The organism is Variovorax sp. BGA-UO-ETr-C22 (genome assembly GCF_059567965.1).
The window spans coordinates 344,953-356,992 of the sequence record NZ_JCAQPA010000006.1; the positions used below are offsets into that span (position 1 = coordinate 344,953).

The window sequence follows — 12,040 nt, forward strand, 5'->3', positions numbered from 1 at the left end:
CGTGTTTTCAGCCATGTTCTTGCCCCGGTTGAAGTGAGTGAGTGACGGCGGTCGGTGCGGCGCCGTCGGCGGCGCGGACCGGGAAGCCCGGCATCGGTTCGTCGAAGCCGCGCGGGTTCGCCAGCTGCCAGCGCCAGCTGTCGGCGCACATCTGGTCCAGGCTGCGCTGTGCGCGCCAGCCGAGCCGGTCCTGGGCGTGCTGCACGTCCGCCCAGTAGGCCGCGGCGTCGCCGGGACGGCGCGGACCGATGTGCACCGCGATGCGGTGCCCGCATGCGCGTTCGAAGGCCGCAATCACGTCGAGCACCGACGCGCCGTGCCCCGTGCCCAGGTTCACCGTGAGCAGGCCCCGATGCAGCGTCGCGTACCGCAGGGCCGCCACATGGCCTTCGGCCACGTCCATCACGTGCACGTAGTCGCGCACACCGGTGCCGTCGTGCGTCTCGTAATCGTTGCCGTGCACGACGACGTGCCCGCGCTCGCCCACCGCGACCTGCGAGACATACGGCACGAGGTTGTCGGGCGGTCCCTGCGGGTGTTCGCCCAGCAGGCCGCTCTCGTGCGCGCCGATGGGGTTGAAGAAACGCAGGCACGCGATGCCCCAGCGCGGATCGGAGCGGGCGAGGTCCGCGAGCATGCGCTCCACCATCACCTTGGAGCGCCCGTAGGGGTTGACGGCCGCGTACGACGCGCTTTCCCGTATCGGCGAGCGCGGGATGTCGCCGTAGACCGTGGCCGAGGACGAGAAGATCAGCGTGCGCACGCCGGCACGCTCCATGGCCCGCGCCAGCGCGAGGCTGCCCGCCACGTTGACGTCGTAGTAGCCGAGCGGGTCGCTCACCGAGCGGCTGACCGCCTTCAGCCCCGCCAGATGCAGCACCGCGTCGACCCCGTGCTCGGCGAACACGCGGTCGAGCACCGCCGCGTCGCGCACGTCGCCGCGCACGAGCTGCGGCTGCACGCCGCAGATGCGTGCCACGCGCTCCAGCGAGCGCGGGTCGCTGTTGACCAGCGTGTCCAGCACCACCGGCAGGTAGCCGGCCGCGATCAACGCCACGCAGGCGTGGCTTCCGACGAAGCCGGCGCCACCCGTCACCAGAATCTTTGAGTGGGTCATGGTTGGGACTCGCGCAGTGGGGATGGCGTGGCCGTGCCTCGGTCCGCCACGCAGCGAAGCAGCTCTTGTTCGAGGCGCGACAAGATGGCGTCCTGGTCGAGTTCCGTCTGCGCGAACGCGCGGCCCGCCGCACCGAGCGCCTGGCGCAGGCCCGGCGAGCACGCGAGCTGCGCGATCGCGTCGGCCAGCACGGCCGCATCGCCCGGGGGCACCACGAAGCCCCGGTCCGCGACCACGCGGGCGAGTTCGGTGCCGGGGTGCGCCGTGGCGATCACGGCCTTGCCGCTCGCGAACATGCCGGCCAGCTTCGAGGGCATCACGAGGTCGGCGGCATCGGCACGCTGCGGCAGCACGTGGATGTCGGCCATGCCCAGCAATTCGTTGAGCCGTTCGGCGGGCTGCAGGTCGAGAAAGTGCACGCGGTCCAGGCCGGCGCAGGCCGACATCAGCGAGGCGCGGCTCGGGCCGTTGCCGCAGATGACGAAGTGAATGTTCCGCCGGTCGGCCAGCAGGCCCGCGGCCTCGGCCAGCAGCTCGATGCCCTGCTTGGCGCCCAGGCTGCCCGCATAGAGCACGACCACGGCATCGGGCGCAATGCCCAACTCGGCTCTGTAGCCATCGGCCGCGCGGGGAGCGGGACGGATCGCCGAGACGTCCACCCAGTTCGGAAAGAGAACCAGCCGGCCTTCGCCGATGCCCTTGCTCCTGGCCTTGTCGACCATGGCCGCCGAAATGCTCGACACGCGGTCGAACCTCGCCAGCAGCCATCGCTCGAGCGACAGCGCGACGCGCCGCACGCCCGCGCCGCGCACGAGGCCCAGGCCGAACGCCGCATCGACTTCGAAGTCCTGGATGTGCAGCCACGACCTGATGCCGAGCAGCTTCGCGAAGCACAGCACCGCGGGCGCGCAGAAAAGAGGCGGCTCCACGACGAACACAAGGTCGGGCTTCCAGCGCGCCTGCGTCAGCAGCAGCGGCATGCTCGACAGCATGAACGAGCACAGGTGCGCCACGCGCGCCAGCGCACGCGGCTGCGAAGGCACCCAGGTGGGCGCGCGCCAGACCGTGAGGCCGTTGCGCCCGGTGGTCTTGCGGTAGGCCCGGGCCGAATGGCCCTCGAACACCGCCCAGTGCGGGAAGAAGGGCGGTGCCGCGATCACGCGCACGTCGTGGCCCCGGGCCTGGAGCCACTCGGCCATCTCGCCCGAGTACTTGCCGATGCCGGCCAGCTCGGGCGCGAAGTTCATCGAGTACAGCAGGATCTTCACGGCGAGCTCCCCATGGCCGGGCGCAGCAGGCGCACGATCGGAAAGAAACCGAACAGCGCGCGCATGCGCAGCTCGTACAGCACGAAGTCGGTGACGAAGGCGATGAAGAAGACGTAGTGCGGCTTGTCGGGAAAGAGCGAGATCACGACGCCATACGAGGCCAGCCGCAGCGCGAACTCCAGCAGCGTCCACCACCCGAGCGAGCCCATCGTGGCGTTCAGCGCGAGCATCGTTTCGTGATGGACCGTGTAGGTCCTCAGCAGGAAGTACGGCGCGATGCACACGAAGATGTCGCGCGCCTCGGGGCCGAGCTTGAGCAGTGGCGCGGCCACCGCCATCAGCCCCGCCAGCCCCACGAAGAGCACGCAGCCGAGCAGGAACGAATGCCGCGCCAGCCGCAGCTTCTCGATCGTCAGGTTGCCCGCGTTGGCGTCCAGCATCGCCGGCGTCTTCGTGACGAGAAAGGCCTGCACGAACTGCGAGGGCGCCTCCGCGAGAAGGAAGGCCAGCTTGAACGCGCCCACGTAGCCCAGTGGCATGAAGAGCGCCACCAGCAGCAGGTCCGACTTGCGCAGCAGGAAGGTCATCAGCGCATACACCGTGGCGCTGGCCTGCGACGCGAGCGCCAGCACGGGCGGCCCGGCCGGCGGCGCCGCGCCGTTCGCCGGCAGGAAGATGGCCGCGCCCACGAGCACCAAGGCCAGCAGATTGACGGCGAGCAGGTGCGCCACGCCGATCTCCAGGCCGAGCGCAGCGAGCGTCGCCACGCCCAGCACCAGCACGGTCGCGCGCACGCCCGACTCCAGGTTGAGCAGGCCCGCATGGCCCAGGCCCCGGCTGTACGACAGGCGCAGGCTGTTGAAGGCGAAGACCGCGAGCGACAGCACGATCAGCATGAAGGGCGCGCTGGCCACCGGCAGGCGCTGCGCCCCCACGACGCCGGCCGCGAGCAGCGCGGCCAGCGGCAGCCCGATCGCCAGCGTGCGCACCAGGTCGCCGCGGGTCACGCGGGGCGGCACGCTCGCGGCATTGCGCGAGAACAGCAGCGAACTGCCCAGCGTGCCCACGACCAGCGCCACTTCCAGCACCGACTGGTAGACGGAGTACTCGCCGAAGCGCGCGGGCGCCACCTGCGCCGCGATCAGGAAGATCGCCAGGAAGCCCGACAGGTACACATACAGCCGCGACGCGAGCGCCCCCAGGCCCAGGCGCTGCGCCAGGCGGATGCCGGGCAGGGCGAACGAGGTGCCGGCGGCTGGCTTCATGGCGTGCTCCCGTCCGCAGGGTGCTTGGCCGCCGGCGCGTCTGCGAAGCCCAGGGTGTCGGCCATGCGGCGCGCGCGCGAGGCGATCCGGTGCGCGTTGTTCTTGGCCCGGCGCGCCATCTGCAGTGCCCAGGTGAGCAGCGCGACCGTGTACACGCGGCGATGCAGCGCGGGCTGCATCGCCAGCTTGGCGGCGCCCTGGAAGTGCAGCGCGAGCACGCGCACCGTCTCGCCCGCCGGCGTCTGCAGGCAGGGCTGGCCGTCGACGAAGGCCAGGCGCTTGGCGCCGCCGCGCACGCGGAACTCGCGCACGAAGTGGTTGGTGCCGCCGTTGACGTTGTGGTCGATCACCTGGCCGTCGAACACCCGATTGATCGGCACGGTGTTGCCGCTGGCCTGCGCCCACAGGTACAGCAGCGTCATGTCGGACACCCCGCCGCGCACGCTGCGGGTCGCGAAGCGCTCGGCGATCTCGCGCAGCTGGTGCAGGCCCGTGGGCGTGCTGTACATGCGCAGGAGGCAGGCGACGAAGTCCTGCAGGCCGGCCGCCGTCCAGTAGCTCACGTGCGGCGAGATCTGGCAGGGGTTCCAGCCGTCCGTGGGCAGGATGCTGGAGCCGGAGAAGTCGGCGTGGCCCACCAGGCGCGCGATGTGGGCGCCGACGCCGTTGAACAGCAGCACGTCGCTGTCGATCAGCACGAAGGCACGGCAATCGGGGTGCGCTGCGAGATGGTTCGCCAGGAGGAAGTAGCGCCGGAAGCAGATCTTCTCGAACGCCGGCGTGTTGCTCGACAGGTGCACGTAGGCCTGGCAGAAGCGTTCGTATGCCGGTCCGGCGTCGGTGTCCGACAGGACGACCAGCTGCTCCTGCGCCATGGCCGCGGATTCGCAGCACAGGCGCAGGGCCGTGTTCTGGCGGTCTTCCACAACGATGAAGGGGAGGGCGTGGTCCATGGTCGGGCAAGCGGGTTGGTACGGGTCAGGGCCGCGGCGCGGTGGCGCTGCGTACCAGCGCGACGTGGGCGGGAAGAAAGTGGAAGTCGGCGTCCAGCGGCATGTCGAGCGTGAGCATTCCGCCTCGCGCGTTCGCGTCGCCGATCCAGCTGCGCAGTTGCACCGCCGAGAAGCGCGGCGCGCTCGGCTGGGCCCAGGAGGCGCCCAGCGGCGTCAGCACATGCAGCCGGAGTTCGGAGGGCGGCGAGGCCAGGCGTGCGGCGGGCTGCAGGTACTCGCCTGCCATGAGGTTCTGGCACGGCGCGCTCTTGAGGCTGAAGCGCGCCGCCCCCTCGCCGGCATTGAAGGCCAGCCACCGGGTGGGTGCGCCGCTGCGCGCGGCCGCGCAGAACCGCTCCCAGTCGCGTGCCGTCATGCCCGTCGTGTTGTAGACGCCGTCGAACCACCAGCCCGTGGCGACTGCGCCATAGTGCTGCGACCAGCTGTCGATCACGGCCGACCAGGCGGTGATGAAGCGCGTCGGCGGCGGCAGCTGTTCGGAGACGTCGCCCAGGCATTCCATCAGGTAGGCATCCCCTTGCGGCGCGCGGAAGGGCAGGTAGAGGATCAGCGCGATGCCGTGGCGGCGCAGCGCGCGGCCGATCTCCATCGGCAGGTCGCGCGGCGAACGGTGCGCGGCGCTGCGCGGGCACAGCGCTTCGAGCGCGGCGTTCGGCGCGATGAACTGGCCGTTGTTCTGCCCGAGCGTGAGGATGAGATGGCTGGCGCGCATCTCCGCGAGCGAGGCGGCGAAGGCGTCGACGTCGAAGCGCCCGATGCCGGCGATGGACTGCTTGTCGGGCAGGTAATGCACCATCACGCCGAAGCCCGGGGCGCTCTGCGTTTCCGGCAGTGCGGCGGCGGCGGGCTGTGCCCAGCCGGTCAGCCCGAGCGCCAGCACCGCGAGCGCGCGAAGCAGGGAGCGTGCGCGCTTCGTCATGGCGTGGCCCTCGCCAGTGACGCGTCACCGCGCTTCAGCCTGAGGTAACTCGCGGCCACCGCGCCCGGCGTGCAGGCCCGCGAGAGCGACCATGCGGGGCGCGTGCGCTGGTGCGCGGCCAGGTAGCGCTCGATGCTGCCGAGGCCGACGAATTCGTTGCCGATGAAGAACGCGTAGCCCGCGAAGAGCTCGCGGTGCACCGGAAGGTCCGAGAGCAGCAGCGGCACGCCCAGCGTGGCCGCCTCGGCGGCCGACAGGTTGAAGCCCTCGAAGGTGGACAGCGAGATGAAGGCCGTCGCGCCCCGGTACAGCCGCAGGAGTTCTTCCCGCGATACCAGCCCCCGGTGCCGCACGCAGCCGCGGAACGCGGGCGCCATGGCCGAGATCATGCGTTCGACCTCCTTCGCGCCGTTGCCGGTGATGTCGAGGTAGTCGACCAGGCCCTGGCGCTTCATGCGCACGAAGAGCTTCAGGATGCCTTCGAAGTTCTTGTGCGGGTAGTAGTGGTAGGCCGCGATCAGGTAGCGCCCGTCGGGCGCTGCCGTGCCGTCGGCGCTAGCGGCGACGGCACCCGCATCCACCGGATTGAAGATCACCGCCGGGTGCTCGCAGCGCCTGAAGTGCCGCTCGAAATCTTCCTGGCTGCTGCGGCTGATGAAGACCACGTCGGCGGCGCTGCGCGCGACGCGGTGCAGGTTCCAGTCGAGCCAGAGGCGCTTGCGCGCGCTGAAGTACTGCGGGTACGACTTGTACTGCACGTCGTGCACCACCACGATCGAATCCCGATGGCGGCTGAAGGGCGCCAGCAGCGAGAACGGCAGGAAGTAGTTCGGGAACAGCGAGTACACGCGCTCCCCGCGCAGCCATCCACGCACCAGGTGGACGTTGTAGAGCAGCGTGTCGAGGATGAAGCGGCTGATCTTCAGCCGCCGTGCGGCCGCGTACAGGTGCGGATGGCGCTCGCTGACCGGCTGCACCTCGTGGCCCGGCGCGTCGCGCATGCTCTCGAGCAGCACCTCGGACACGTTCAGCACCCCGCCCGCCGACGCGTTGAGCCGGATCGTGTCGTAGAAGAGGTAGGTGGCCATGGTCGCTCCTGCGTGCGTGCGTTCTCATGCGGTCGGCAGGCTGGCGCGCGCCGGGCGGGGGCCCGGCCTGCGGAACCACGCAGCGAGGCTGCCGGCGACGACGGCCGCGACCAGCCCCGAGACGGCGAACGGTCCCCAGCCCAGGATCGGCCCGCGCAGGAACGGCACGTAGGCCGCCAGCAGCACCAGCGCGCACAGGTAGCCGGCCGTCAGCGTGCGTTGCGGATCGATGGCCTTGTCGACGAGGCGAAAGAGCGCCGAGACCGCGAAGCCCAGCAGGGCCGGGCCCGCCAGTCCGAAGTCGAAGTAGGCGGTGGTGAAGGGCGGCAGCGACAGGTTGCTCTGCGAGAAGTTGCCCAGCACGGCCGGCCAGCCGAGCGGGTCGTAGCCCGGGAACATCTTCAGTTCGCGCGGCAGGATGAAGGAGAAGGCCGAGAGCAGGTAGCGCCCGTAGCCGAGGTCGGGCGAGGGCGCGCGCTCCAGGATGCCCGCGACGACGAACATCGCGTCGAAGTCCTGGCTGAACGGGTACGACGCCAGCTCCGCGCCCCACATGGCGTCCCGCGAGATCAGGTTCAGCACCGGCCCCAGGCCCGCGATGGCGCCGAAGATCACGGCGGCGAGCGTCCACCGGTGGCGCCGTCCCAGGGCGTGGATGAGCAGCGGGAGCAGCCCGATCAGGATGACCTGTCGCGCCGTGTTGACCGGGTTGGCGGCGATGGCGGCCAGTGCGAACGCGAGGCCCGCGACGCACCAGGCCCACAGCGTGCGCTGGCGCGTGGCGTGGATCGCGAGCGCCACGCAGCACAGCAGCACCATGAGCTTGGGCAGCGTGGAATAGACGATGTACTGGACCGGCGCGGCCTCCTCTTCGGAAATCACGCCGCGCGCCGTGAAGTTCATGTCGGGGCGCAGGAAGAGCATGGCGAACGCCACCTCCAGGCAGGCCAGCAGCAGGAAGGGGTGGGCGACGCCGGCGCCGAGTGCGCGGCGCGCCAGCCGGGGCGCGGTAGACGGCTCGGGCAGGCCCAGCCGTGCGGCCTCCACGCCGGCCATGTACAGCAGCACGAGCATCAGCCCCTGCGTGTGCGCGGCCTGCCCGACGATGCCGACCTCCCAGAAGTCGGTGTCGGTCGCGATCTGCATCGCCGGCGCCAGCGAGAAGTAGATGAGAACCGCCGTGTAGTGGATCAGCAGGAACACGCTGTCGCCGGCGGTGCCCAGCATCGACAGCTGCACCACCGTCAGCACGAACACCACCCCGTAGCCCCAGACAGGATCGATCAGCCCGCACAGTGCGGCGCAGACGATGCCGGACCAGAAGACGAGGGTTCTCATGGCGAGGTCCGTTTCTTCTTCAGGCGTGCTCGGCCTCGGCGGCGGTCCGGCGCGCCGTCTGGTAGTCCGCATAGGTGCGGCGCAGCCCTTCGGCCAGCGGCACGGTGGCGTGCCACCCGAAGCTGGCCGCGCGCGACACGTCCAGCAGCTTTCGCGGGGCGCCGTCGGGCTGGGCCAGGTCGTAGTGGATGCTGCCCTCGTAGCCCACGACCTCGCGGATGTGCTCCACCAGCTCGGCGATCGAGACGTCCTCGCCCGTTCCGAGGTTGATGTGGCCGCGCATCGGATCGGTGTGCTGGTCGTAGGCGGCGCGCGACAGGTTCATCACGTCCAGGCAGCCTTCGACCATGTCGTCCACGTACAGGAATTCGCGCCGTGCCCGGCCGCTGCCCCAGATCAGCACGCTCGGCGTGCGGCTGATCTTGGCCAGGTGAAAGCGCTGGATCAGCGCGGGCACCACGTGGCTGTTCTCCAGGTGGTAGTTGTCGCCGGGCCCGTAGAGGTTGCTCGGCATCACGCTGCGGAAGTCGACGCCGTGCGTGGCGCCGTACTGCCGGTTGTAGCTTTCGCAGAGCTTGATGCCGGCGATCTTGGCGATCGCGTAGGGCTCGTTGGTGGGCTCGAGCTTGCCGGTGAGCAGGGCCTCTTCGCGGATCGGCTGTTCGGCCAGCCGCGGGTAGATGCAGCTGGAGCCGAGGAACAGCAGCCGCTTGACGCCGGCGAGAAAGGCCTGGTGCGTGAGGTTGGCCGCGATCAGCAGGTTCTCGTAGATGAACTGCGCGGGATAGGTCATGTTGGCGTGGATGCCGCCGACCTTGGCCGCCGCCACGTAGACCTGGTCGATGCGCTCGGTCGCGAAGAAGCGTGCGACCGCCGCCTGGTCGAGCAGGTCGAGCTCGGCGTGGCTGCGCGTCACGACCTCGTGGCCGAGTTCGCCCAGGCGCCTCGTGAGCGTCTGGCCGACCATTCCGCGATGACCTGCAACATAGATTCGCATGGCGTTCTTTCAGTGAAGGAAGAGGGGGCTCCAGGTCTCAGCGCGAACCGCGCGCCCCGAGCACGACGCGGAAGGTCTTCAGCAGGATCACCACGTCGCGCAGCAGCGAGAGCGTGGCGACGTACTCGGCGTCCATGGCCGCGCGGCGGCGGTAGCTCACCTCGTTGCGTCCGCTGATCTGCCACAGGCCCGTGATGCCCGGGCGCACGGCGCAGTAGTACGCCCAGTAGGGGCCGTACAGTTCCTTCTGCGCAAACATGCAGGGGCGCGGGCCGACCATGCTCATGTCGCCCTTGAGCACGTTCCAGAACTGCGGAAACTCGTCGATGCTGTAGCGGCGCAGGAAGGCGCCGAAGCGGGTGATCCGCGGGTCGTGCTCGAGCTTCTGGAACTTCTCCCATTCGCGCCGCGCCGCGTCGTTCTCGCGCAGGTGGCGGGCCAGCAGGGCATCGGCGTCGGGCGCCATGGTGCGGAACTTGTAGAAGCGGAAGATCCGCCCGTCGCGGCCGTAGCGCGGCTGCACGTAGATGGCCGGGCCGCCCGAGGTCAGCAGCACGCCGAGGGCGATCAGCGCGTAGGCCCAGCCCAGGAACAGGAAGAAGGCGCCCGCCAGGAGGATGTCCATGGCGCGCTTGGCGGCCTGCAGGAGCCGCGAGCCGCCCACCGGCACGGGGCGTGCGGCGCTGCGGTGCGGCGTGCGTGAAAGGTGCGTGCTCATGATGTCGCGCGCTCCGGTTCTGCGCGGGGGGTGTGCCCCAGCGCGGGCGGATAGATGTTCGGCGGCAGGCCGTAGGGCCCGTAGTCGTAGCCGTAGGCGTTGTGGCGTTGCCGCGCGTCCTGCGCGTTGAGCACCACGCCGTGGAACGCCGCGCCCACGTGCGCCAGCCGCTTCGCGCTCTCCACCAGGTCGCCCAGCTCGCTGTCGCCGGCGCGGGCCACGAGCATCAGGGTGCCCACGTCCGGTGACATCGCCACGGTCTCGGTCGCCAGCAGGATCGGCGGTGCATCGATGACCACGGCGTCGTAGAGCGCCGAGAGGGTCTCCAGCAACCGCGTGAACGCACTGGAACCCATCATCGTGGCCGGATCGAGCGGCAGCTTGCCGGTGGTGATCACGTCCAGGTGCGGCAGCACCTGCGCATGCACTGCCTGCGCGAGCGTGGCGGTGCCGGCGATCAGCTCCGACAGGCCGGTGGTCGCCTTGAGCCCGAACTGGCTCGCCAGCTTGCCGCGGCGCATGTCGGCGTCGATCAGCAGCACGCGCTTGCCCGAGGCCGCCAGCACGGCCGAGAAGTTCGCCGACAGGAAGGTCTTGCCCGCGCCCGGCGTGGCGCTGGTCAGCAGGATGCGGTTGTTCTGCGCGCCCGCCATCAGGAAGCCCAGCGCGGTGCGCAGCCTGCGCACGCCTTCGAGCGCCGGGTCGTCCGGGTGCGAGGCCGCCAGCAGCTTCACGCCGGGCTTGCCCTGGCGGATGGCGCGGTCGAGCGTGCCCTGCCGCGTGCTGAGTGCGATCGTGCTGTAGACGTTCAGGCCGGTGCGCATCTCGATCTCGTCGGGGGTGGCGACCGTGTTCTTGAGCACCTTGCGAAGCACCGACGTGACCGCGCCCAGGAACAGCCCCACGACCAGCGCCAGCGCCATCACGATCACCGCCTTGGGCCGCACCGGCTTCTCGGGCGACAGCGCCTGGTCGAGCACGCGCACGTTGCCGATGCGGCCTTCGCGGGCCAGGCGCATCTGCAGCGAGCTGTTCAAGAGCGACGAATAGAGCTCGGTGTTGACCTTGATGTCGCGCTGCATGCGCAGCGAGTTCTGCTGCAGCATCGGCATGCGGCGGATGCGGTTGTCCACGCCGCCCAGCTCCTTGCGCAACGAGGCGATCTGCGCGTCGAGCGTGATCAGCATCGGGTGCTGGCTGGTGAAGCGGCTTGCCAGGTCCAGGCGCTTCTGGCGCGCGTCGAGCAGCTTGGCCTGCAGGTCGACGTTCTGCGACAGCGCGTTGCGCGCCTCGTCGTCCAGGCTGATGGTTCCGTTCTGGTTGCGGTACTGGTTGTAGGCCTCTTCCGACTGTTCCAGCTGCTGCTTGAACTTGGGCAGCTCGGTGCCCAGGAAGTTCAGCGTGCGCTCGGCCTGCGCGGTCTTCTGGTCGATGTTCTGGCGCATGTACAGGCGCGCCACTTCGTTGAGCAGGTTCGCCAGGTGCTCGCGATCGTCGGTCTGCCAGCTCACGTCGATCACGCTGGACTGCTTGCCCTTCTCGATCACGCGCAGCTCGCGCTGCAGCTCGAGCATGGTGAGCTGCGTGGAATGCCGCGTCAGCTCGAAGGCGCCGCCGGGCCGGGCGTCGATCGAGGCCACCAGCAGGTGGACCGTGCCGCCCGGCACCGAGCTGTCCTGCGGCTCACCGACCCGGCCGTGCAGCGGGGTGTCGAGGTCGGGGTGCGTCAGGGTGTAGGTGCCGTCCTTGCCGGCGGTCAGCAGGAACTTCTTGCCCTCGAGGGCCGGCGGCACGTCCATCTGCGCGACCGCGATCCGCTCGATGCCCGACACATAGCCGCGCATGCCGAGAAAGCCCGGCCTGGACAGCGTCTTCGAATGCCGCGCCATGAAGGCGCCCACGACCGGGATGTAGTGCGGCCGCGCCTTGATGAACAGCTTGGTGTTCTCGATCGCCTGGCCGAGCACCATGCGCGACTTCAGGATCTCGGCCTCGCCCGAGGTCGGCGTCTTCACGCCCACGCCGTTGACCGCGGCATCGCCCGCGCCGCCGGGCGAACGCTCGGCGTCCTCGAGCTGGATCAGCACGTTCGCTTCGTACACGCGCGGCCCGAAGAGCGCGTAGCCCGCGCCCAGCACCAGCACCGCGGCGGTGACCGAGGCGATCAGCCATCGGTTGTCCAGCATCAGGTCGACGTATTCCTTGAACCGCGAGTGCGGGCGCTCGGGTTCCGGGCTGTACGGTGCGGGAAGCGGGGGGTACCAACGCGCATTCATGGGCTTCACCTTCTTTGTCGTGTTCGGGCCGGGGCTGCGCG

10 protein-coding genes are annotated in these 12,040 nt (G+C 70.0%); all 10 read right to left on the reverse strand.

The window, feature by feature from the left end; translation table 11 throughout:
• Window positions 1-7: 7 nt before the first annotated feature.
• From galE to AC57B8_RS03255, 10 genes are read right to left on the reverse strand one after another with little or no spacing between them, the layout of a single operon-like run.
• A complete protein-coding gene (gene galE, locus AC57B8_RS03210; RefSeq protein ID WP_496478630.1) occupies window positions 8-1,117 on the reverse strand; it encodes a UDP-glucose 4-epimerase GalE in 1,110 nt (369 codons plus the stop codon).
• The gene (locus AC57B8_RS03215) at window positions 1,114-2,385 is read right to left on the reverse strand and encodes a glycosyltransferase WbuB (protein WP_496478631.1); all 1,272 of its coding nucleotides are present in this window, start codon (window positions 2,383-2,385) and stop codon (window positions 1,114-1,116) included. The genes galE and AC57B8_RS03215 overlap by 4 nt, the downstream gene beginning before the upstream one ends.
• The gene (locus tag AC57B8_RS03220; protein ID WP_496478632.1) at window positions 2,382-3,650 is read right to left on the reverse strand and encodes a polysaccharide biosynthesis protein; all 1,269 of its coding nucleotides are present in this window, start codon (window positions 3,648-3,650) and stop codon (window positions 2,382-2,384) included. Before AC57B8_RS03220 ends, AC57B8_RS03215 begins: the two co-directional genes overlap by 4 nt.
• On the reverse strand, window positions 3,647-4,603 hold the full coding sequence (locus AC57B8_RS03225; protein WP_496478633.1) for a hypothetical protein: 957 nt from the start codon (window positions 4,601-4,603) through the stop codon (window positions 3,647-3,649). Before AC57B8_RS03225 ends, AC57B8_RS03220 begins: the two co-directional genes overlap by 4 nt.
• A 25-nt stretch (window positions 4,604-4,628) precedes the next feature.
• The gene (locus AC57B8_RS03230) at window positions 4,629-5,582 is read right to left on the reverse strand and encodes a hypothetical protein (RefSeq protein WP_496478634.1); all 954 of its coding nucleotides are present in this window, start codon (window positions 5,580-5,582) and stop codon (window positions 4,629-4,631) included.
• Entirely contained in the window at window positions 5,579-6,670 is a 1,092-nt protein-coding gene (locus AC57B8_RS03235) for a glycosyltransferase (RefSeq protein ID WP_496478635.1), read from the reverse strand. The genes AC57B8_RS03230 and AC57B8_RS03235 overlap by 4 nt, the downstream gene beginning before the upstream one ends.
• Window positions 6,671-6,694: 24 nt before the next feature.
• The gene (locus AC57B8_RS03240; protein ID WP_496478636.1) at window positions 6,695-8,008 is read right to left on the reverse strand and encodes a hypothetical protein; all 1,314 of its coding nucleotides are present in this window, start codon (window positions 8,006-8,008) and stop codon (window positions 6,695-6,697) included.
• Between the two features lie 19 nt (window positions 8,009-8,027).
• Entirely contained in the window at window positions 8,028-9,005 is a 978-nt protein-coding gene (locus AC57B8_RS03245) for an NAD-dependent epimerase/dehydratase family protein (protein WP_492734857.1), read from the reverse strand.
• Window positions 9,006-9,042: 37 nt separating this feature from the next.
• On the reverse strand, window positions 9,043-9,723 hold the full coding sequence (locus tag AC57B8_RS03250; protein WP_095947192.1) for a sugar transferase: 681 nt from the start codon (window positions 9,721-9,723) through the stop codon (window positions 9,043-9,045).
• The gene (locus AC57B8_RS03255) at window positions 9,720-11,999 is read right to left on the reverse strand and encodes a polysaccharide biosynthesis tyrosine autokinase (protein WP_496478637.1); all 2,280 of its coding nucleotides are present in this window, start codon (window positions 11,997-11,999) and stop codon (window positions 9,720-9,722) included. The genes AC57B8_RS03250 and AC57B8_RS03255 overlap by 4 nt, the downstream gene beginning before the upstream one ends.
• Window positions 12,000-12,040 lie beyond the last annotated feature (41 nt).